Annotated in this window: 20 protein-coding genes; 8 read left to right on the forward strand and 12 right to left on the reverse strand. The window is 64.5% G+C overall.

Annotation, left to right across the window (positions count from 1 at the left end; translation table 11 throughout):
• Positions 1–131: 131 nt before the first annotated feature.
• The 3 genes from IF803_RS39735 to rpmB form a co-directional block, all read right to left on the reverse strand.
• Entirely contained in the window at positions 132–1337 is a 1206-nt protein-coding gene (locus tag IF803_RS39735) for an ABC transporter substrate-binding protein (protein WP_461195865.1), read from the reverse strand.
• 322 nt (positions 1338–1659) lie between these two features.
• Positions 1660–1887: a hypothetical protein gene (locus IF803_RS39740; RefSeq protein WP_028336196.1), complete on the reverse strand. Its 228-nt coding sequence runs from the start codon at positions 1885–1887 to the stop codon at positions 1660–1662.
• A 1018-nt stretch (positions 1888–2905) separates the two neighbouring features.
• Positions 2906–3214, reverse strand: coding sequence for a 50S ribosomal protein L28 (rpmB, locus tag IF803_RS39745; protein ID WP_028341882.1), 309 nt, complete (start codon positions 3212–3214; stop codon positions 2906–2908).
• A gap of 354 nt (positions 3215–3568) precedes the next feature.
• Here rpmB and IF803_RS39750 point away from each other — a divergent pair, with 354 nt between their 5' ends.
• The 6 genes from IF803_RS39750 (at position 3569) to IF803_RS39775 (ending at position 11498) form a co-directional block, all read left to right on the forward strand.
• Complete coding sequence (locus IF803_RS39750; RefSeq protein ID WP_016843497.1) at positions 3569–4399, forward strand: DUF3108 domain-containing protein; 831 nt, start codon at positions 3569–3571, stop codon at positions 4397–4399.
• 742 nt (positions 4400–5141) lie between these two features.
• Complete coding sequence (locus tag IF803_RS39755) at positions 5142–8675, forward strand: helicase-related protein (RefSeq protein ID WP_461195866.1); 3534 nt, start codon at positions 5142–5144, stop codon at positions 8673–8675.
• Between the two features lie 31 nt (positions 8676–8706).
• Positions 8707–8976: an RNA-binding S4 domain-containing protein gene (locus tag IF803_RS39760; protein WP_461195867.1), complete on the forward strand. Its 270-nt coding sequence runs from the start codon at positions 8707–8709 to the stop codon at positions 8974–8976.
• Positions 8977–9112: 136 nt separating this feature from the next.
• The gene (gene fdxA, locus IF803_RS39765; protein WP_016844914.1) at positions 9113–9451 is read left to right on the forward strand and encodes a ferredoxin FdxA; all 339 of its coding nucleotides are present in this window, start codon (positions 9113–9115) and stop codon (positions 9449–9451) included.
• A 411-nt stretch (positions 9452–9862) separates the two neighbouring features.
• The gene (locus IF803_RS39770) at positions 9863–10672 is read left to right on the forward strand and encodes a CarD family transcriptional regulator (RefSeq protein ID WP_461195868.1); all 810 of its coding nucleotides are present in this window, start codon (positions 9863–9865) and stop codon (positions 10670–10672) included.
• Positions 10673–10955: 283 nt separating this feature from the next.
• On the forward strand, positions 10956–11498 hold the full coding sequence (locus IF803_RS39775) for a hypothetical protein (protein ID WP_304497687.1): 543 nt from the start codon (positions 10956–10958) through the stop codon (positions 11496–11498).
• A 334-nt stretch (positions 11499–11832) separates the two neighbouring features.
• Here IF803_RS39775 and IF803_RS39780 read toward each other — a convergent pair whose 3' ends face one another.
• Positions 11833–12252, reverse strand: a complete 420-nt coding sequence (locus tag IF803_RS39780) for a hypothetical protein (protein WP_304497686.1) — start codon at positions 12250–12252, stop codon at positions 11833–11835.
• A gap of 194 nt (positions 12253–12446) precedes the next feature.
• Between IF803_RS39780 and IF803_RS39785 the strand changes: the two genes are divergently transcribed.
• Positions 12447–12845, forward strand: coding sequence for a nuclear transport factor 2 family protein (locus tag IF803_RS39785; protein ID WP_461195869.1), 399 nt, complete (start codon positions 12447–12449; stop codon positions 12843–12845).
• Between the two features lie 58 nt (positions 12846–12903).
• On the opposite strand, the gene IF803_RS39790 is transcribed toward IF803_RS39785, so the two are convergent.
• From IF803_RS39790 to cyoA, 7 genes are all read right to left on the reverse strand, one after another.
• Positions 12904–13440, reverse strand: coding sequence for a response regulator transcription factor (locus tag IF803_RS39790; protein ID WP_304497685.1), 537 nt, complete (start codon positions 13438–13440; stop codon positions 12904–12906).
• Positions 13430–14815 (reverse strand): ATP-binding protein, encoded by a 1386-nt coding sequence (locus IF803_RS39795; RefSeq protein ID WP_461195870.1) that lies wholly within the window; start codon positions 14813–14815, stop codon positions 13430–13432. The genes IF803_RS39790 and IF803_RS39795 overlap by 11 nt, the downstream gene beginning before the upstream one ends.
• Entirely contained in the window at positions 14787–15575 is a 789-nt protein-coding gene (locus IF803_RS39800) for an SURF1 family protein (protein ID WP_461195871.1), read from the reverse strand. Before IF803_RS39800 ends, IF803_RS39795 begins: the two co-directional genes overlap by 29 nt.
• Positions 15576–15844: 269 nt before the next feature.
• The gene (gene cyoD, locus IF803_RS39805) at positions 15845–16237 is read right to left on the reverse strand and encodes a cytochrome o ubiquinol oxidase subunit IV (protein ID WP_461195872.1); all 393 of its coding nucleotides are present in this window, start codon (positions 16235–16237) and stop codon (positions 15845–15847) included.
• Positions 16234–16863 carry a cytochrome o ubiquinol oxidase subunit III gene (cyoC, locus tag IF803_RS39810; protein WP_157348826.1) on the reverse strand — a complete coding sequence of 210 codons (630 nt, stop codon included), beginning with the start codon at positions 16861–16863 and terminating at the stop codon, positions 16234–16236. The genes cyoD and cyoC overlap by 4 nt, the downstream gene beginning before the upstream one ends.
• Positions 16860–18863, reverse strand: a complete 2004-nt coding sequence (gene cyoB, locus IF803_RS39815) for a cytochrome o ubiquinol oxidase subunit I (RefSeq protein WP_461195873.1) — start codon at positions 18861–18863, stop codon at positions 16860–16862. Before cyoB ends, cyoC begins: the two co-directional genes overlap by 4 nt.
• 10 nt (positions 18864–18873) lie before the next feature.
• Complete coding sequence (gene cyoA, locus IF803_RS39820) at positions 18874–20040, reverse strand: ubiquinol oxidase subunit II (RefSeq protein WP_461195874.1); 1167 nt, start codon at positions 20038–20040, stop codon at positions 18874–18876.
• A 273-nt stretch (positions 20041–20313) separates the two neighbouring features.
• Here cyoA and IF803_RS39825 point away from each other — a divergent pair, with 273 nt between their 5' ends.
• A complete protein-coding gene (locus IF803_RS39825; RefSeq protein WP_038387817.1) occupies positions 20314–21603 on the forward strand; it encodes an MFS transporter in 1290 nt (429 codons plus the stop codon).
• A 136-nt stretch (positions 21604–21739) separates the two neighbouring features.
• On the opposite strand, the gene IF803_RS39830 is transcribed toward IF803_RS39825, so the two are convergent.
• Positions 21740–22513 (reverse strand): transporter (locus tag IF803_RS39830; protein ID WP_461195875.1); only part of this gene is annotated, 774 nt, incomplete at its 5' end.

Genomic DNA, 22513 nt, shown 5'->3' on the forward strand with positions numbered 1-22513 from the left:
AAGCTGCTCACGGTCCTCAATGCCATGATGCGAGACCGAAAGCCGTACCTGCAGACCAAACCAACATAACAGTTGCCTGCTTTCGCAGGGACGACAGTCTTGATGTGGGTAGTTCTGCTTTCAACAACCCCTCAATCATTGCCGATCGTGTCGCCGAACAGCTGCCAGGTCTCGCCGCTGAACTTCTGCAGCCGCATCGCCTCCACCGGGAAATAGTCGGTCGGCGAGGTCTTCACCTTGATGCCGGGCAGGAACATCGGCAGCGCGATGTCGAGACTGGCGGCCTGCTTCATGATGTTCTCATGGGTGAGGTCGTCGCCGCACTGCTTGAGCACCTGCACCGTCGCCTCTGCCACCACATAGCCGTAGACGATCAGCTGGTCCTGCAGATTGCCGTCCGGAAAATACTTCTTCATGAAGTCCTGCCAGGCGATCACGTCCTTATCGTCCTTCCACTGCGGATCGTTCGGATCCTTCAGCGAGTAGGACGAGATGATGTCCCTGGAGTATTCGAAGCCGGCGGGCTTCAGCACCGAGGACACCGAGGTCGAGGTCGCCGCGAGGAAGAACAGGTCCGGCTTCCAGCCGATCTCGCCGATCTTCTTGATCGCCTGCGCCGCCTGCTTGGGGATCGCGTGCATGAACAGCACGTTGGCGCCGGAGGATTTCAGTTTCACGATCTGGCTGTCGACCGTCGGGTCGGTGGATTCATAGGTCGTTTCCGCTACCACCATCTTGGCGGTGTTCTCCGGCCCCAACCCCTTCTTGAAGCCGTTGCCGTAATCCTTGCCGGCGTCGTCGTTCTGGTAGAACAGCGCGATCTTCGCATCCGGCTTGTTGGTCAGCACATATTTGGCGTAGACAGCGGTCTCGGCCTGGTAGGACGGCTGGAAGCCGATCGTCCACGGATAATGCTGATAGTCGCCCCACAGCGTGGCGCCGGCGCCGACGAACAGCTGCGGCACCTTCTTGTCGTTGAGATATTTGCGGACGGCCAAGCCCGTCGGCGTGCCCAGCGGATTGAGGATCGCGGCGACCTCCTCCTGCTCCACCAGCTTGCGGGTCTGCTCCACCGTCTTCGGCGGCGAGTAGCCGTCGTCGAGCGTGATCAGGTTGATCTTGCGCCCGTTCACGCCGCCCTGGTCGTTGATCATCTTGAAATAGGCGGCCTGCGTCTTCGCGATCACGCTGTAGGCCGACGCCGCGCCGGAGAATGGCGAGGTCTGTCCGAGCTTGATCTCGGTGTCGCTGGCGCCCGTGCCATATTTCTTCTCGGCGGCGTGCGCCTGTGTCGCGAGCGCAAGCGCGACGGCTGCCGTGACGGCCTTCCAGATCATTGTGAGCCTCCCTGTGGCTTTTTTGTTTTGTTCGCGAGGGAGAGCTTACGCAGGTCAGGGGAGGCAGGCTTGTGGCGAGACGCCAGGGCAGGGATGCGAAAATGCGACGGGCGTGGCCAAACTGGCCTATGTGCGGTGGCCTGCCGTGGAGCGGAATGCCGCTTCCTTAACCTCGCCCCGCTTGCGGGGAGAGGTCGGATCGCATGTAGCGTAGCGCAATGCGATCCGGGTGAGGGGGTACAGGTCTAACGGCGACCTAACGTGTGGAGAGAAGCCCCTCACCCTAACCCTCTCCCCGCAAGAGCGGGGCGAGGGAATAACTTTAGCGCACCCGCACGCTGCCGGTCGTCACCGGATCGGTCGGCAGCACGGTGGCGCCGGCGCGGCTGGCGGCGGCGGACGTGATCATGCCGGGCTCGGCCGCGGCCTGCACATTGCGCGGCGGGTTGAATTCGAGGATGACGAGGGCGGCCGTGGCGAGCACCGCCACAGCGGCGGTTGCAATCGCAGGCACCAGTCTTCCGCGCGGATCGGCTGCGCGAACTTGCATCGAGCAATTCCTTTATCGGGGTCGTTCTTTGGACGTGACATAAGAACGGCCAGGCTTCTTCCCAAGAGTGCGGCGCACCTGCCTCACAATCAGTTGTGCTGGCCGTGATGTCCCTCACGGTCTTCGAGACGATGCGGCGTACCGCGTCGAATCGCATGCGTGTCGGACGGCTTGTTTGCACACTAATATCTGGAAGAGATCGTGGCGTTTTGCATGCGCCTCATGCGCTCGTGATGATGCGCAGCGATGTTGTGATTAACGTCCGCCTTCGCCAAGGCTGCGGCGCGACAAGTCCACGCGAGAAGCCGCTTTTGCCTTTATTTATAGGCTTTCTTTGTGGGTCGGGGCGCCTGCGTTAAGCATTTCTTCACGCACTCTCGATGCATCAAGCAGAAGACTCGTGTGATGTGCGCGTGATGGAAGAGATGATACCGCTGTCATTGGCGGCAGCTGTCAGCGGACTGTCGTAGTCATTGGCGACGCCGTCATTGCGAGGAGCGAAGCGACGACTTGTCCGCCGAAGCCTTGGCGAAGGCGGAAGCAATCCATCTCTCTTGGCGCTGTACGATGGATTGTTTTGCTCCGTGCGCAATCACGAAAAGAACAATCCACTCGCTACTCACGCGCGCGTGCGCGCGTCGGTCGGATCGATTCACCTGTCAGACAGCAGGAGAGGCTGCGCGCGCGTAGTCTCGCGGCGCGATCGGCCTGAGCTTTGCGGCAGCTTCGCTTGTCGGCAGAGGGCGAAGGGAACGCCGGGTGCCAGCACGCACGCACCCATGGGTCCCGAGCTCAGGGTGAACTCAGACGCGATTGCTGCGATGTATCGGCTCCCTGCGATTGCCTCGACAACCTGTCCAAGCACTGCACTATCGCAAATTGAAATGCTCGCTCTCGGATGATTCCGCGAGGGATGCGCCTGAGAGGTGAACGAGACGATCTTCCCAAAACAAAAACGGCCGGGTCATCGACCCGGCCGTTCAAAACTCTCTCCGCGAGCTCCGCGTTCGCCGCTAGCTCAGCTCGCCTTCTTCACCGGCGCCGGCTTGCCGACCTTCTTCTCGATCGCGCGCTTGAGATCCAAAGCGCGGGGCGAGAGCACGTCGGCCTTGGCCTTGAGCAGGTAGGCATCGAGGCCGCCATTGTGGTCGACGCTCTTCAGCGCGTTGGTCGAGACGCGCAGGCGCACGTTGCGGCCGAGCGCTTCGGAGATGAAGGTGATGTTGGCCAGGTTCGGCAGGAAGCGCCGCTTGGTCTTGATGTTCGAGTGGCTCACCTTGTGGCCCGTCTGGGGGCCCTTGGCCGTCAGTTCGCAGCGCCGGGACATCTTACAAAATCCTTATTGCATCCCCGCCGCTCGAAGGGCGTGCAATCACACGGCCCGCGCGGGGGTTTTGAATTCGCGTCCATTTTCCAGGAACCGCGGGTGTATAGGGGGAGAATACCCGAGCGTCAAGATTATATCGCCGCATGCGGGGCACCGGAATTGCCGGTTCATAAGGTCTTCCAGCCACTTAACGGCGGATATGGCAACCATATAAAGGGCGTATTCGGCTGCAAGTCTAGGTTCCATACAAGATGCGCCTTGTTGTCCGGCCGAATTGAACGCCGAAATGGACAACGGATAGAGCGCCGATAGCAGGACCGTCAGGTAGGTTAAGTGACCACCGCCATTGCCATTTTGCCCCCGCTCGGCCGGCTGCTCGGCCTGTGCGCGGGCGCATTGCTGCTGTTCTGCGCCGAGCGCGCCAGCGCGCAGGGTCGGCTCGACGCCCAGTATGAGGCGACCCTGGCCGGTATCCCGGTCGGCAAGGGCAGCTGGACCATCGAAATCGGCGACGACACCTTCTCGGCCTCGGCCCAGGGCGGCACCGCGGGCCTGCTGAAGGCGTTTTCCGGCGGCTCCGGCGCGGGCGCCTCGCAGGGCCGCGTCGTCAACGGCGCGCTGGCCGCCTCCTCCTACACCGCGACCACCACCACCTCGAAGAAGTCGGAGACGATCCGGATGGTGCTGGCCAATGGCGGCATCAAGGAATCCGCGATCGAGCCGGAGCCGCCGGTCGATGCCGACCGCCTGCCGGTGACCGACGCGCAGAAGAAGAACGTGTTCGATCCGATGACCGGCTCGTTCCTGCGCGCCCCCGGCAATGCCGAATTGATGAGCCCGGATATCTGCCGCAGCGGCGCCGGCATCTTCGACGGCCGCATGCGCTACGACCTCAAGCTCGATTTCAAGCGGGTCGAGATCGTCAAGGCCGAGCGCGGCTATCACGGCCCGGCGCTGGTCTGTGCGCTCTATTTCGTGCCGATCTCGGGCTACATCCCGGATCGCCCCGTGATCAAATACCTCGCCGCCCAGCGCAACATCGAGATCGCCTTCGTGCCGATCGCCGGCACCCGCCTGCTGGTGCCGTTCCGCATGACGATCCCGACCCCGCTCGGCCAGGCCATGCTGGAAGCCACCTCGTTCGTGACGACAGCCGCGCCGCCGCGCGTGGCGAAGACGCAGTAACCCCTGTCGTAGCCCGGATAAGCGAAGCGCTATCCGGGGACAGTCGTCCCGCATATCGCTTCGCTCATGCGGGCTACGCGGTAGCCAGACCGTCACCCTGAGGAGGCCGCGAAGCGGCCGTCTCGAAGGGCGACGCCACCAGCCGGGCCGTGCATCCTTCGAGACGCGCTACGCGCTCCTCAGGATGACGGGATTGAGAGGGTGATTGCCCTGCGCCATGCAACGAACGTCACCGGAATCCAGTTGACTCTTGCCCGCTTCTGATTCGACTCGGTTACCCCTGGAACTTAAGGAATTCAGTCCGCATATCCTGTGCTTGTGGAGCCCTCTCAAACTTGATCTAGTGCCGCCGCCGTCAGCCTACCCGAGATGTTGCGGTGAACGTTTCAGGTCCCAAATCGAGTCAGCGATTCGGCCGCGATTCGTTCTAGACTCGTTCCAGAGCTTAAGCCGGGCGCGGAAAGCGTCGCATTGTGAGACAGATTTTGCGAAAGGACGCGTGAAGGAGTGAAGACCAGAGCGTCAATCCCTCACCGTCACCCTGAGGAGGCCGCGCAGCGGCCGTCTCGAAGGGCGACGGCCCTGCTGTCTCATCAAGATCGCCGCAAACGGGTCGATCTCGGCCATGCATCCTTCGAGACGCGCTGACGCGCTCCTCGCAGGTACAACGGCGAATTCGCCGTTGTACCGGGGATGACGGATCAGAGAGCGCCCCAACAAATTCAAGAAACACCTGCAAAATATGGCTTTCTCAAATTCGTTCGGAAATGACCGCGTGCCCGGTGCAGGCGTCACCGCGGTGCTCGGGCCGACCAACACCGGCAAGACGCATCTGGCCATCGAGCGCATGCTGGCGCATTCGTCCGGCCTGATCGGGCTGCCGCTGCGGCTCTTGGCGCGCGAGGTCTACAACAAGATCGCGGATCGCGCCGGTGTCGACAACGTCGCGCTGGTCACGGGCGAGGAGAAGATCAAGCCGAAGGCGCCGCGCTTCTGGGTCTCGACCGTCGAGGCGATGCCGCGGGATCTCGATGTATCCTTTCTCGCGGTCGACGAGATCCAGATCGCCGCCGATCTCGAGCGCGGGCATGTGTTCACCGATCGCATCCTCAATCGCCGCGGCCGCGACGAGACGCTGCTGCTGGGCGCGGCAACAATGCGGCCGATGATCGAGCGGCTGCTGCCGGGTGCCTCGATCATCACGCGGCCGCGGCTGTCGCAGCTCGAATTCGCCGGCGACCGCAAGATCACGCGGCAGCCGCGTAGAACAGCAATTGTCGCGTTCTCGGCGGACGAGGTCTACGCGGTCGCCGAATTGATCCGTCGCCAGCATGGCGGCGCTGCCGTGGTGCTTGGCTCCCTGTCGCCCCGCACGCGCAATGCGCAGGTCGCGATGTTCCAGAACGGCGACGTCGATTATCTCGTCGCCACCGACGCGGTCGGCATGGGGCTCAATCTCGACGTCGATCACGTCGCCTTTGCCTCCGACCGCAAGTATGACGGCTACCAGTTCCGCCGCCTGACGCCGGCCGAATTCGCGCAGATCGCCGGTCGCGCCGGCCGCGCGACGCGCAACGGCACCTTCGGCACCACCGGGCGCTGCGCGCCGTTCGAGCCGGAGCTCGTCAACGCGCTGCAGAACCACACCTTCGATGCCGTCAAGGTGCTGCAATGGCGCAACGCCAAGCTCGATTTCGCCTCGCTCGGCGCGTTGCAGGTGTCGCTGGCGCTGACGCCCAATCATGAGGCACTGACGCGGGCCCCGGTGGCCGAGGACCTGCGGGTGCTCGAGCATGTCGCGCGCGACGCCGAGGTGCGCGAATTGGCGCATGGGGCTAAAGCGGTGGAGCGGCTGTGGGAGGCCTGCCAGGTTCCGGACTATCGAAAGCTGTCGCCGGCCGCCCATGCCGAACTCGTGACCACGCTGTATGGCTTCCTGATGCAAAAGGGGCGTATCCCTGACGCATGGTTTGCCGCCCAGGTCGACCAGGCCAACCGGACCGATGGCGATATCGACACGCTATCGGGCCGGATCGCGCAGATCAGGACCTGGACCTTTGTTGCCAACCGGCCGGACTGGCTTTACGACCCGGACCACTGGCAGGGGATCACGCGCGAGCTCGAAAATAAATTATCCGATGCGCTGCATGAACGGCTCACGGAGCGTTTCGTTGACAGGCGGACCAGTGTATTGATGCGCCGCCTGCGGGAGAACTCAGTTTTGAATACGGAAATTGGCAAGACCGGTGAAGTGATCGTGGAAGGCCACGTGATCGGCCGGCTCGATGGTTTCACCTTCGCACCTGATGCGGCCGAGGCCGGCAGCGACGCCAAGGCGCTGCAAGCCGCCGCCCAGCAGGTGCTGGCGCGCGAGATCGATGCGCGTGCCGAGAAACTGGGCGCCGCCCCCGACGAGCAGTTCGTGCTGACCTCCGACGGCACCATCCGCTGGACCGGCGATGCGGTCGCCAAGCTGGTCGCCGCCGACGACGCGCTGCATCCGCGGCTGCGGATCATCTCCGACGAGCGGCTGACCGGCGCCTCGCGCGAAGCGGTGCAGACCCGGCTCGATCTCTGGCTCAAGACGCATATCGAGAAGCTGCTCGGGCCGCTGTTCGAGCTGTCCAAAGCCGAGGACCTGCAGGGCATCGCCCGCGGCATCGCCTTCCAGCTGGTCGAGGCGCTCGGCGTGCTCGAGCGCGCCAAGATCGCGGCCGAGATGAAGGATCTCGACCAGCCCTCGCGCGCGGCCTTGCGCAAATACGGCGTGCGGTTCGGCGCCTACCACATCTATTTCCCGCAGCTGCTGAAGCCCGCGGCGCGCTCGCTGGCCTCGCTGCTGTGGGCCGAAAAGCAGAGCAATGTCGACATGGCGGCGCTGTCGAATGTGCAGCATCTGGCGAGTAGCGGCCGCACCTCGTTCCCGGTCGACAAGCAGCTCGCCCGCGATGCCTATCGCGTGCTCGGCTATCGCCAGTGCGGCGAGCGCGCGGTGCGCGTCGACATCCTGGAGCGGCTCGCCGATCTGATCCGCCCCGCTTTGGCCTGGCGCGAAACCTCGCCGGGCGAGAAGCCTGCGGGCGCGTTCGACGGCCGCGGCTTTGTCGTGACGCAGGCGATGACCTCGCTGACCGGCTCCGCCGGCGAGGACTTTGCCTCGATCCTGCGCGCGCTCGGCTACCGCATGGACCGCCGTCCGCCGCTGCCGCCGAAGCCCGTTGAGGCCACACCGGCAGAGACCACGGAGGCCGTCGCCGAGACCACGGAGACCGTGGCCGAGACCACCGAGACGGTTGCCGCCGAGACGCCGCCGGTCGAGGCGACCTCTGACGCTGCCGTGGATGCGCCGGTCGGTGCCACTGCCGAAGTTGTGGCCGATGCGCCGGAAGCTGCCACGGATCAGCCGGTGTCCGGCGATCCCGCACCATCGGCCGCGCTGCTGCCCGATGTCGGCTTTGCCGAGGTGGTGTCCAGCGAGGCGACGCCGGTCGTCGTCGAGACCAAGCCAGAGCCCGTGGCGGAAGTTGCCGCGGAGCCCGCCGCTGTCGCCGAAGAGCCCGCTGCTGAGGCGCCCGCTGCGGAAACGGCATCCGAGCCCGCGCCTGCCGCGGAAGCCACTGCAGAGACGCCGTCCGAGACCGCCACTGAGGCGGCCGCGGAGACCGCGGGTGCCGAGGCAGCACCGGCTGAAGCCGCTCCCGCCACCGCGGAGACGCCGGCCGAGCCGCAGCTGGTCGAAGTCTGGCGTCCCGGTGGCCGTTCCGACGAGCGCCGTCCGCACCATCGCGGCCATGATCGCAACCGCGGCCGTCATCAGGGCAAGCCTGCCGAGGGCGCGCAGGCCGCTGAAGGCGGCGGTGAGGGCGACAACAAGCGCGAACATCATCGCCGTCCGCGCCGTCATCAGGATTTCCGCACGCCGCGTCCGGGTGCGCCCGCGGATCCGGCTGCGGCGCCCGCCGAGGGCGCGCAGGCCCGCGACAACCGGGACGACAAGGGCCAGCGCCGCGAGCGCTTCGAAGGCAAAGGTCGCGATCGCGACAATGAGCGTCGCCGCGACAACAAGTTCGGTGGCGACCGCAAGGGCGAGCGCGGCGATCGTGACCGCGGCGGCCGCGATTTCGGCAAGGGCGGCCGCGACAAGCGCGAGGGCGGCCCGTCGCATCGGCCCTACGCCTCGAGTGCGCCGCGCGAGCGCGACCGGCCGATCGATCCGAATTCGCCATTCGCCAAGCTCGCTGCCCTGAAAGAGCAGCTCGCGGGCCGGAAGGAATAGTCCAACCCTTGGTTTTAACGCTTGGTCTAGTTTGGATCGACAGCGCCTCGACAAATGGCTGTGGCATGCGCGCCTGGTGAAGGCCCGCACCAGCGCGGCTGAACTCGTCGCGTCAGGTCATGTCCGCATCAATGGCACGCGCGAGAAATCGCCGGGCCATGCGGTGAAGGCCGGTGATGTCGTCACCGTCGCGCTCGACAACAGCGTCCGCGTGCTGAAGGTGACAGGCTTTGCCGAGCGGCGCGGCGATGCCAGCTCGGCGCGCGTGCTGTACGAGGATTTGCAGGCCGGTAAGGAGTAGTTATCTAGCGCTTGCTATCTCAATTTGGGTGGCAGGAGCGTGAGAATACTGGCGTTTTTCGAGGGCCGCTTCCCTTGCGGCCCCGGTATTCCTGCGCTACGCAACCCCAGAAAAATCGATCGTTCCGGAGTTTTGGATGACCTACGTCGTCACTGAAGCCTGCATCAAGTGCAAATATACCGACTGCGTCGAGGTCTGCCCCGTCGATTGCTTCTACGAGGGCGAGAACATGCTGGTCATCCATCCTGACGAATGCATCGATTGCGGCGTGTGCGAGCCGGAATGCCCGGCGGACGCCATCAAGCCGGACACCGAGCCGGGGCTGGAGAAGTGGCTCGAGGTCAACCGCGACTACGCCAAGAGCTGGCCGAACATCACCCAGAAGAAGGACTCGCCCGAAGACGCCAAGGAGTGGGAAGGCAAGGAAGGCAAGTTCGAGAAATATTTTTCTCCGAATCCGGGCAGCGGCGACTGATTCGCCAGAGATTACCACGGTAAGGGTGGACGTCGGTCCGCCGCGGCCCTCCGTTAAGCCGCCGATTTAACCCTAATGACGGACATATGACCTGAACGGCCCCTGTTATGCCCGGAATCGGGCGTAAACCATTGATTTTTGCGGAAAATGTGCTATATCTGACACATTACAGGCCAAGAACCCCCTGCCATGCGTACCTTGTGGCTTCGAGGTTCCCGCAAACTCGAACAGGGGCGTGGCAGTTTCCGCGCGCAGGCTGTGTCACAGAAAACGCGTAAAAAGAGTGCTTCAAAGACGACGAAAAAAGCCGCTGTCGTTGCTCGCAGCGCAACCAAGGGCCGTGCCAAGGCGTCTGTGAAGGGCGCCAAGAAGGCGGCGGCTGCAAAGTCCTCAAAGAACAAAAGAAGCGTGATGCCAGAAAAGACTGCCAAGACTGCCGCGAAAGCGGCAGCTGCGAAGCCCGCTGCTGCCAAGGTCGCCCCCAAGCCTGCCGCGACCAAGACGGCTGCTGCGCCGAAGCCGGCCGCCCCGAAGGCTGCCGTCCCCGCCGCTGCTCCGAAGGCCGCCGCCAAGCCGGCCGCCGCGCCGCGCGTCGAGGAGCCGAAGAAGGTCGTGACCCAGCGCCAGGGCTTCAAGGCCAACGAATTCGTGGTCTATCCCGCTCACGGCGTCGGCCAGATCCTGGCGATCGAGGAGCAGGAGATCGCGGGCGCCAAGCTCGAGCTGTTCGTGATCAATTTCATGAAGGACAAGATGACGCTGCGCGTCCCGACGGCGAAGGTCGCCAATGTCGGCATGCGCAAGCTGTCGGAGCCGGCGCTGGTCAAGAAGGCGCTGGAGACGCTGAAGGGCCGCGCCCGCGTCAAGCGCACCATGTGGTCGCGCCGCGCCCAGGAATATGAAGCGAAGATCAACTCGGGCGACATCGTCGCGATCGCCGAGGTGGTCCGCGACCTCTATCGTTCGGAATCGCAGCCCGAGCAGTCCTACAGCGAACGCCAGCTCTATGAAGCGGCGCTCGACCGTCTGTCGCGCGAGATCGCGGTCGTGCAGCACTCGACCGAGACCGAGGCGATCAAGGAGATCGAAGGCCAACTCGCCAAGAGCCCGCGCCGCGGCGCCAAGGCCGAGTCCGCTGAAGGCGACGCCGAGGGCGAGGCCGACGGTGAGGATCTCGACAACGATGGCGACGATACCGCCGTCGAGGACGAAGCCGCCTGAAAGGGTTCGACGGATTGAAAACAAAAGCCCGGTCGCAAGACCGGGCTTTTTGCCTTGGCGGCGTGTCCGTGGGGCACGCTTACCTCGGCAAATGCAATCCGGGTGAGGGTGCAGGCTCTCCGCAAGTTGCAGTCCCACGACTGCGACCTTCGCCCGGGCAGATCGCTACTCCAAACTGTCCGCGCCGCTGGACTCTTGGACCAGCGGCACTCGTTGCCGAGTTATCCCGAAACGGAACGCCGGTAACTTTCGCGCGTTCGCTCGCCAATGAGGAGAGCGGACCATGACATCAAAGGCAGGCATTTTTTTCGCAGGCGTTGGAACAACTTTTATTATCCTAGGCGCTGGGTTCGGTGGTGGACTGTTCATGGCGAATTCGGCGCTTAAGGATTCTGCCGGCGCCCCCGCGCGCGTCTCTTCGCCAGCGCCTGCGGAACCAGCGCGCGTTATCCTGCCATCCACGGCAGAAGCCGCGCAGCCACCGCAGCCTGCCACCCAACGAGAGCCCGCCACGCCAGACGCAGCCTCACCACCGGAGCCAGTCAAGGACGTACAAGCGCCTGTCGAGAAGCAGGCAGACGTGGTCGACACGAGAAAATCTGACATTGCAGAAAAGGAGCGGCGTAAGCGCTACGCCGAACGCAAGGCGAAGCGCGTCGCGACCGAGCAGGCGAAGCGTCAACAGCGGCGCATCGAGCAAGGCGAGCAACGCCGCGAAGCTCCGGTGCTCTTGGAGCAGGCACAACGCCGCGAAGCGCCGATCATGGCGTCCGAAAGCGACGACTCCCCGCCTCGTCCGTTCGCGAATTTCTTCGGGAATGACTGAGCGCATCGCTTACTGAAGGAGTCGAGGAACAGTCCGCAATCGAGGGACGTTAGCGTTGATACAGAAGGCCCGTTCGTCCGATGGCTAACGAAAACCCCATTGCTTCCGCTGCCAGCCCTGAACAACGCATAGAACAGGCGTCAGAGGCGATCCGTCAGATGGCTGAGCGCGGCGTATTCGAACCTTTGCCGCAGCAAGATCGGTGGCTGCATCACTTGAGTGAGGCGGCCAGGGCGGCTCCGCTTCAATCACTTGCCGTTGCATTCTTGCTGGGGGCCTTCCTGGCTCGGCGGTAGCCCGTCGGCGACGCCGTTGATGCTGCCGCGCCGCGTGCTCAATTCGAGCGCTGCTTGATGCCCCAGCGGCGGTTCTCGGAGGTCACAATCCATAGATTGCGGTGCCGAGTGATGATCGATCCATCGGCGCGGTCGCGGCTGTATTCGACCAGGAGGTGAACCTTGCGCGGACTGACCAGCACCGGCTCCTTGCGCTGATAGGTGCTCTTCGCCCATCCCGTGGTGCGCGCCAGATTGTCGAAGAACGACGGCGGCAGCTGGCCCGGGCCTTCCCAGATCACGAGCTGCTCGCCGGACAGAATGACGTGCGGGAAGTGCAGCAGCGCGTCCGTGCCGGCGAGATCGCGAGCATTGAAGCGGTCGGTGAAATCGTCGGTGCAGCGGATCGCCGCCGCGATCATGGCCGCATCGTCGGCATTGTCAGGGCCGGGTTGGAAGACCTTGTCGGCATTACTCATGCCGTCGCTATACACTGGCAGCGAAGCGAGCCGCAACGACGCTCGAAGCTACGTAAACGATCCTGACCAGTATCGTCCTGTCTTGCTTCATGGATGACGACGGCAACCGGAGCGCGGCGTGCTATGCTGACCGCCCTGCCGTTATTTGATCGACATTAAATTGACCCCATCAATTTGCAGCGAGGAGAAATCCGATGACATCCAATGTTGAGGCAACCAGGAAGGGTTATGAGGCCTTTCAACGTGGTGACATTCCGGCGCTCATGAGGGATCTGATCGATGACGACTGCACGTGGATAACCCCGGGTCCCCAGGACAAACTGCCTTGGGCCGGGACCTTCAAGGGAAAGCAGCAGATTGCAAACTTCTTCGTCCAGGTTGGCGAGAATCTGGAATTCAGCGAGTTCGCACCGCGTGAGATGATTGAGCAGGGCGACACCGTCGTGGTCCTGGGTACACTCACGGCGCGGGCAAAGAAAACAGGCAAGACTGTAACGAACGAATGGGCCCACGTTTTCAAGTACCGTGACGGGAAGGCGGTCCGCTTTCAGGAGTACATTGACACTGCGGCGGATGTTGCCGCGATGTCGTGACAAAGCAAGAGGCAGGCGCGCATTCGCGGATGTCGTCGGCGTCATCCGGCTCTATCGCCTACTTCACCCGCTGCTTCTCGAGCTTGCGTGCCAATGTCCGGCGGTGCATGCCGAGCCGGCGGGCGGCTTCGGAGATATTGAAATCGGTCTCGATCAGGGTCTGGTGGATGCGCTCCCATTCCAGCGTCTTGATCGAGGTCGGCCGCGCGCCGACCTCGATGGCGGCGTTGCCTTGCGCTTTAAGGAACGCGGCCTCGATGTCGTCGGTGTTCGACGGCTTGGCCAGATAGTGGCAGGCACCGAGCTTGATCGCCTCGACCGCGGTCGCGATGCTGGCGAACCCGGTCAGCACGACGATCAGCATCTCGGGGTCGTGCGCGTGCAGCGCCTCGACGCAGGCAAGCCCCGATGCACCGCCGGCGAGCTTCAGGTCGACCACTGCATAACCAGGTGACTGCTGCTCCAGCAGCTGGCGGACCTCGTCGAGCGAGGCCGACACCGCCACATCATAGCCGCGGCGCTCGAACGAGCGTTTCAGCGTGCGAGCAAAGCCGGCGTCGTCCTCGACGATCAGGAGCTGGCGTTCATCCGTCAAGATGGTCTCCGATCGCGAGCGTCGAGAGCGGCAGCTCGAGCTTGACCGCGGCGCCGATGTCCGGCCGGTTGCGCGCCGTCACCACGCCGCCCAGCTTGCGCACGACGTTGACCACCAGGAACAGGCCGAGGCCGCTGCCGGGGCTGCCCTTGGTCGATTGATACGGCTTGCCGATATGCGCCAGCATCTCGCGCGAGAAACCCGGGCCGCGATCGGTCACCGACAGCACCAGGCGGTCGGCATTGCGCTCGGCGGTCAGCTCGATCCAGTCGCGCGAGACCTCGGCGGCGTTGTCGAGCACGTTGAAGATCGCCTGCTTGAGCGCGATGTCGGATACGATCGCGAGATCGGCGCCGAAGGCGTTGCGGAAATACAGCGTGGCCGACGGCCGCGTCGTCCGCCATTCCTCCACCAATGCGGTCAGGAACGCCGCGACCGTGGTCGGCGAGGAGCCTTCGCCGCGGGCTTCGCCGGCCGAGAGCAGGATGCCCGTGACGATCGACTTGCAGCGCTGCACCGAGATCTCCATCTCGCCGAGGTCCTGCGACATTTCAGGATCGGAGGCGAGTGCGGGCATCCGGCGCCAGTCGCCCAGGATGACCGAGAGCGAGGCGAGCGGCGTGCCGAGCTCATGCGCGGCGCCGGAGGCCAGGAGGCCGATCCGGACGATGTGATCCTGCTCGGCGGCGTGCTGGCGCAGCGCCGCGAGGCGCAGGTCGCGGTCGCGCAGATTGCGGTTGATCCGGGTCATGAACACCACGAGCAGCACGGCGTCGAGCACGAGGCCGATGAAGGTGCCGGCGATATAGAGGTTGAAGGCATCGGCGAAGCCTTGCTGCGGCAGCTCCAGCGGCCGGTAATAGCTGGTCAGCCAGGCGAAGTTCATGCAGACCAGCGCCACCAGCGACCAGGTCGAGGGCGCATCCAGCAGCACCGCGCCAAGCGTCACCTGCAGCAGATAGAGCGAGGTGAACGGGTTGGTGGCGCCGCCGCTGAGATAGAGCAGGGCGGTCAGCGCCGCGACGTCGAGCGCCAGCGCGACCAGCAGCTCGCGGTTGTTGATGTCGGCGCGGTAGCGCAGCCACAGCAGGCTGACGATATTGAGTGCCACCAGCCCTGAGATCACCGCAGCCAAGGGCAGCAGCGGCAGCGCGACGCCCATCCAGAACTGCACGAAGCCGATGGTGGCGATCTGGCCGATCACGGCGATCCAGCGCAGCTGGACCAGGAGGGCCATGTTCTTGCGATTGGTCGCGATGTCGGCGGGCGCGGCGAGATCGAACGGCATGCCGGCAGCCGCGCCCGCGGCGGACGCCATCACCGCCGTGCCGGTCGCGGCCTTGTCGTCATGCAGATCCGATGTGCGCTCGAGCATCTGGGCCTGTGTCGCGAGACAGATTGCGGGCTGCGCCGATCAAGCGGCGCACGGCGGCGCGCCGTGAGCCCCACCTTGGATCGGAGGCGCCGGCGCGGCTCCTGCCGCTGATGACGCGCAGGAGCGCGCCCGCCAGCATAAAGGCCAGTGCGAACCATGTCAGCGCGTAAATCAGATGGTTGTTCGGAAACCGCACGATCGTGAGTCCGCCGACCGGGGCGCCGCCCGGATTTGGCGTCGCATCGGCGTCGATGAAGAAGGGAGCTACATGCGACAACCCGTGCGCGGCAGCGATCGCGGCGACGTCGCGGGAATACCAGCGGCCGGCCGAAGCGTCGTTGCTGCGCAGGAATCCGCCCTTCGGCTCCGACATCCGCAACAGCCCGGTGACGCTGACAGGGCCTTGCGGCTCGCCATCGCGCCGTGTCGCGGGATCGCGTTTATCAGCGGGAACAAAGCCGCGGTTGACCAGCACAGTGGTTCCGTCAGCGGCTTGCAGCGGGGTCAGCACCCAGAAGCCGGGGCCCTCGGCCGTGACGGCCTGCACCAGCGTTTCATCGCCGTTGAGGAACGTGCCGCGTACGGTGACCCGGCGGTATTCATCGCTCGCGGCCGTGACGGCCGGCCATGACGATGGGGGCGGCGGCGCGACCGGCGCCGCATGCATGCGCTGCTCGACCCGTTCGATCAGCGCCAGCTTCCAGCTCCTGCGTTCGACCTGCCAGACGCCGAGCGCGCCCAGCAGCACCACGCCCAGCATGCCGAGCGTGAGCAGTGTGCAACGACGGAGAGCTGAGGCGCCGCCTCGTCGGGACTGCGCCCCCGCTCCCGCTTGCGGGGGAGGGTTGGGGTGGGGGTGTCGCCGCGAGTCGGAAGGGTCATTATGTGGAGAGAGCCCCCACCCGCCACGCGCTGTGCGCGTCATAGCCGAAGCTTTGCTTCGGCGTCCTTCAAGGACGGCCGCCAAAGGCGGCCTATGCTCCCCCGCAAGCGGGAGAGGTGAAGAGGGGCCTACGGCGCTCCGCATCGTCACGGCATCTGGCTCATGTCGTGCAGCGGCATCATGTTGATGTTGAGGTGATGCATGACCCACAGCGAGCCGGTCAGCGCGATCACCACCATGACCACGGTGAAGATCATCGCCATCATGGTCCAGCCGTTCTCGGACCGCGTGTTCATGTGCAGGAAGTACACCATGTGCACGACGATCTGCACCGCGGCGAGCACCAGCACGATCAGCGCGGTGACCTGCTTGTCGGCGATGGCACCCGTCATCACCAGCCAGAACGGCACCGCGGTGAGGATGACCGACAGGCCGAAGCCGATCAGATAACTCTGCAGCGAGCCATGGGATGCCCCGCCGTGAGCGTCGTGGCCGTGCCCGCCGGCGTTGGCTTCGAGAGCGTGAGCTTCTTTTGTCATCGCAGCATTCCCAGGAGATAGACGAAGGTGAAGACGCCGATCCAGACCACGTCGAGGAAGTGCCAGAACATCGAGAGGCACATCAGCCGGCGCCGGTTGGCTTCGGTGAGGCCGAAGCGCGCGGTCTGCACCATCAGCGTCACCAGCCAGACCAGGCCGAAGGTGACGTGCAGGCCGTGGGTGCCGACCAGCGTGAAGAACGACGACAGGAAGGCGCTGCGCTGCGGCGTCGCGCCCTCGTGGATCATGTGCGCGAACTCGGTGAGCTCGATGCCGAGGAAGGCGAGGCCGAACAGCCCGGTGATGGCGAGCCAGGCTTGCGTCGCGCCGATCCTCGATTTCTCCATCGTCAGCATGGCGAAGCCATAGGTGATCGAGGAGAGCAGCAGCATCGTGGTGTTGAGCGCGACCAGCTTGAGGTCGAACAGATCCTTCGGCGCCGGGCCAGCGGCATAGTTTCCGCCGAGCACGCCATAGGTCGCAAACAGCATCGCGAAGATGAGGCAATCGCTCATCAGGTAGATCCAGAAGCCCAGCATGGTGCTGGCGCCTTCCGGATGATCATGCTCGTCGATGACGTGGAAGACCGGCTCGGAGTCCTGTGTGGTTATGATTGCAACGCTCATGTCTGGGCTCCCGCGGCGAGCACGCGTGTCCGCGCCTCTTCGGCCCGCACCACCTCATCCGCCGGGATGTGGAAGTCGCGGTGATAGTTGAAGGTGTGGCCGATCGCGACCGCGAGCAGCGCAACGAAGCTGACGGCGGCGAGCCACCAGATGTACCAGATCAGGCCGAACCCCATCACCGTCGCAAGTCCCGCGAGGATGATGCCGGTGCCGGTGTTGGACGGCATGTGGATCGGCCTGAAGCCGGTCAGCGGGCGCCTGTAGCCGCGGCGCTTCATGTCCCACCAGGCGTCGTTGTCGTACACCACGGGCGTGAAGGCGAAGTTGTAGTCCGGCGGCGGCGAGGAGGTCGCCCATTCCAGCGTCCGCGCGTTCCAGGGATCGCCGGTAGTGTCCTTCAGCTGCTCGCGGCGCAGAATGCTGACCGCGAACTGCACCAGCATCGCCACGATGCCGAGCAGGATCAGGAACGCGCCGAAGCCCGCGATGATGAACCAGATCTGCAAGGACGGATCGTCGAACACGCGGAGCCTTCGGGTCACGCCCATCAGGCCGAGCACGTAGAGCGGCATGAAGGCGAAGTAGAAGCCCGAGACCCAGAACCAGAACGACAGCTTGCCCCAGAACGGATCGAGCTTGAAGCCGAACGCCTTCGGGAACCAGTAGTTGATGCCGGCGAACAGGCCGAACAGCACGCCGCCGATGATCACGTTGTGGAAATGCGCGATCAGGAACAGGCTGTTATGCAGCACGAAGTCGGCCGGCGGCACCGCCAGCAGCACGCCGGTCATGCCGCCGATCACGAAGGTCAGCATGAACGCCATCGTCCACATCATCGGCAGCTCGAAGCGGATGCGGCCGCGATACATCGTGAACAGCCAGTTGAACATCTTCGCGCCCGTCGGGATCGAGATAATCATGGTGGTGATGCCGAAGAACGAGTTCACGCTGGCGCCGGAGCCCATCGTGAAGAAGTGGTGCAGCCAGACCAGGTAGGACAGGATGGTGATGACGACGGTGGCGTAGACCATCGAGGTGTAGCCGAACAGCCGCTTGCCGGAGAACGTCGCGGTCACCTCGGAGAAGATGCCGAACGCCGGCAGCACCAGGATGTAGACCTCGGGGTGGCCCCAGATCCAGATCAGGTTCACGTACATCATCGGGTTGCCGCCGAAGTCGTTCGTGAAGAAGTTGGTGCCGACGTAACGGTCGAGCGACAGCAGCGCCAGCACCGCCGTCAGCACCGGGAAGGAGGCGACGATCAGGACGTTGGTGCAGAGTGAGGTCCAGGTGAACACCGGCATCTTCATCATCGTCATGCCCGGCGCGCGCAGCTTGACGATGGTGCAGATCAGGTTGATGCCCGATAGCGTCGTACCGACGCCGGCGACCTGCAGTCCCCATATGTAATAGTCGACGCCGACGTCGGGACTGTAGCCGATGTTCGACAGCGGCGGGTAGGCGAGCCAGCCGGTGCGGGCGAATTCGCCGACGAACAGCGACATCATCACCAGCACGGCGCCGCCGACCGTCATCCAGAAGCTGAAATTGTTGAGGAACGGGAAGGAGACGTCGCGAGCACCGATCTGCAGCGGCACCACATAGTTCATCAGGCCGGTGACCAGCGGCATCGCCACGAAGAAGATCATGATCACGCCGTGCGCGGTGAAGATCTGGTCGTAGTGATGGGCCGGGAGGTAGCCGTCGGAGCCGTTGAATGCGATCGCCTGCTGCAGGCGCATCATCAGCGCGTCCGCGAAGCCGCGTAGCAGCATCACGATGCCGAGGATCATGTACATGATGCCGATGCGCTTGTGATCCACGGTGGTGAACCACTCGCGCCACAGATAGGTCCAGAGCCGGAAATAGGTGACGATCGCAAACAGCGCGAGGCCGCCGGTCGCCACCACGGCGAAGGTGCCGACCAGGATCGGCTCATGGAACGGCAGCGCTTCCAGATTGAGGCGGCCGAAGACCATCTTGACGAGATCGGGATTCATGCGGTCCTCCTCAGGACTCTGATTTCGGACGCTGGCCGAGCAGCAAGGATGTCGACGACGGATGCGCGGGCGAGAACGGCGGCCGCTTCAGCCCGAAGCCGCGTAGCGGCGTCAGGTCGAGCGGCGCGGTGACCTCGCGCGACGGCGCGTCCTTGATCTCGTCCATCGAGCAGATGCCGGCGACGAAGGTCGGCTCAGAGCCGAGCGGCGCGCCGCGGCGGGCGTATTTGTCGTAGGTCAGCGGCAGCGTGTTGTTGAGGCCTTCGCGGCCGAGGCCGCCCTTGGCGTCGATCGCCATCATCTCGCTCATGCACATCTTGCCGGGCTCGACGCACATGTTGAGGATCGCCTTGTAGAGATCGCGATCGACCGAGCGGTAGAGCCGGACCGGATCGTTCTGGCTCGGACGCTCGAGCTGCAGATAGTCGGTGCGGCCGAGCATGTTGGCACTGGCCTTGGCGCTGTCGACCCACTTGTCGAAATCCGTTGCCGACAGGCTCTTGAACTCGAAGTGCATGCCGGAGAAGCCGGCGCCGCTGTAATTGGCGGAGAAGCCGCGATAGGTGCCTTCCTTGTTGGCGACCGCGTGCAGCTTGGTCTCCATGCCGGGCATGGCGTAGATCTGGCCGGCAAGCGCGGGGATGTAGAACGAGTTCATCACGGAGGACGCCGTGATGCGGAAGCGGATTGGGCGGTCGACCGGAGCTGCGAGCTCGTTGACGGCGGCGACGCCGTAGTCCGGGTAGATGAACAGCCATTTCCAGTCGAGCGCGACCACCTCGACATTGAGCGGGGCGTCCTTGCTCTCGATCGGCTTGTCGGCGGCGATGCGGCCGAGCGAGCGGTAGGGATCGAGCAGGTGCGTGCCCATCCAGGTCAGCGCGCCGAGGCAGATGATGATCAGCAGCGGCGCCGACCAGATCACGAGCTCGAGCTGGGTGGAGTGATCCCACTCCGGCTCATACGGGGCCGCGGCGTTGGACTGGCGGTAGCGCCAGGCGAAGAAGACGGTCAGCGCCATCACCGGAAGCACGATGATGAGCATCAGGACGGTCGAGATGACGACGAGGTCGCGCTGCTGGGCGGCAATGTCGCCGGCAGGGGCCAGGACGACGAAATCGCACCCGCCAAGGAGCGCCGCGAACGGCAATAAGGCCAATAATTTCAAGGCGCGCACGGCTCACCCCACTTGAATTTTATGAGTTCGGCCAAGGGGTAGCTGCGATGCAGCAAAGTTCACATTGGACAATTTGTCCAATGTTGCACTGCGAGATGGAGGGTCAGAAGGTGAGGTGGACCGCGTGGCAAATTCCGCCCGTGGCCTCATCTCTTGCTTGAGCATGATCTCCGCGCAAACGCATCCCGCGTTTGTCGCGAGGGAAAACCGGTTTCCGCTTTCCCGGATCATGCTCCAAAGGACGGTTCTCCGGCGATGGCACAAGCCCCAGCAATGGCTCACGGCACCCCGACCGCATCAGGTCACGCGCAGGCGAAACCCGGCGATATCGCCATCGGCGTCATCATCGGACGCACGTCGGAATTCTTCGACTTCTTCGTCTATGCGATCGCCTCGGTCATCGTGTTTCCGAAGCTGGTGTTTCCGTTCGTCAATGAACTGACCGGCACGCTCTATTCGTTCGGCATCTTCGCGCTGGCCTTCGCCGCGCGACCGCTCGGCACCGTGATCTTCATGGCGGTCGACCGCCGCCACGGCAAGGGCGCCAAGCTCGTCATCGCGCTGTTCCTGCTCGGCACCGCCACGGTCGCGCTCGCCTTCCTGCCCGGCTACGACACGATCGGCGTCGCTGCGATCTGGCTGCTGGCCGCCGCGCGCGTGCTGCAGGGCATCGCCTGGGGCGGCGCCTGGGACGGCCTTGCCTCGCTGCTCGCGATGAATTCGCCGGCGCATCGCCGCGGCTGGTACGCGATGGTGCCGCAGCTCGGCGCGCCGCTCGGGCTGATCGTGGCCAGCGCGCTGTTCGCCTTCTTCGCCGGCAACCTCTCGGCGGATGATTTCTTCGACTGGGGCTGGCGCTATCCGTTCTTCGTCGCCTTCGCCATCAACGTGGTGGCGCTGTTCGCGCGGCTGCGCATGGTGGCGACGGATGAATATTCCGAGCTGTTCGAAAGCCGCGATCTCGAGCCGGCGCGGGTCGGCGAGACCGTCGCGCAGGAGGGCCGCAACATCCTGCTCGGCGCCTTCGCGCCGCTGGCGAGCTTTGCGCTGTTCCACATGGTCACGGTGTTTCCGCTATCCTGGGTGTTCCTGTTCACCAAGGAAAGCCCGGTGCGCTTCCTCATCATCGAGATGATCGGCGCCATGGTCGGCGTCGTCGCGATCGTCGCCTCCGGCATGATCGCCGACCGCGTCGGGCGCAAGCCGCTGCTGCTCGGGTCTGCGGTCGCGATCGCGGTCTACAGCGGCTTTGCCCCGCAGCTGCTCGATGCCGGCGCGTTCGGTGAAACTGTGTACATGGTGCTCGGCTTCGTGCTGCTCGGCCTGTCGTTCGGCCAGTCGTCGGGCGCGATCGCCTCGAGCTTCGCGCGCAACTATCGCTACACGGCCTCGGCGCTGACCTCGGATTTCGCCTGGCTGTTCGGTGCCGGCTTTGCGCCGCTCGCGGCGCTCTTGCTGGCGACGCATTTCGGCCTGATCTCGGCCGGTGCGTATCTGTTGTCGGGCGCGGTGTGGACGCTGCTGGCGCTGTGGCTGAGCGGCCTGCGCGAAGCGGAGGCTTGAGCTCTTCTCCTTCCCCTGAAAGGGGGAAGGTCGGGATGGGGGTCAGCCACAGGCTCCGCTGCAAGCGGAGAGAGCAGATCCCCACCCGCTTTGCTCTGGCGAGCAAAGCGACCTCCCCTTTTCAAGGGGAGGTGGGCTAGCGGAACAATCCGTCGACCCGGAACGAATAGCCCAGGCCGACGATGTAGTTCGGCGAGTTGCGGTTGAGCCCGAACGCGACATGGAAGTCGACCTGCTGGGTCGGCGTGATCTGGTACAGGCCGCCGGAGTTGATGAGCTGGATCGGCCGCGCGCCGTCCGGATAGTCGCCGACATATTCGGTGAACACGCTGATCCGCTCGGTCAACTTTTTCTCGATCACGAAGGTCGCTTCCGACATGTGCCGGCCGGTCGGCTCGGCGGGGCGGAAGAATTCCGTGAACATGCCGCTGACGCCCCAGCCGTCATGCAGCTCCCATGACCACGGCAATTGGATATAGGGCTGCGCGCCGCGCCCGGCGATTTCGGCCGCGCCGGTCGGCAGCGCGGCGCCGGCCGTGATCGAGAGATCGATTTTCCCCGGCACCGGGCTGATCTGCCATTTGATCCCCGGCGCGACGTCGGAAAAGCCCGACGCGCCGGGCGATTTCACGGTGCCGACATAGCTCGGCAGGTCGACCAGCACTTCGAGGCAGGGCGCGATTCCGAGCCGCCAGCGGCTGTTGCTGCCGTCGATGCTGCGGCCACTGCTGCGGCCGGTCAGGTTGATGCCGTTCTCGTTCTGCAGGCTCCCGACCGGCACGACGATACTCGAATTGGTGACGTCGGGCCGGTCGGTCGCGATTTCGTCGCTCGGCTTGGGACAGCCGTCCGCGCGCGCGGCGGTGGCTGCTGCGAGTGTGAGCGCAGCAAGCGCGCACCCGAGTTCGGC

It is taken from the genome of Bradyrhizobium sp. UFLA06-06 (assembly GCF_054820065.1).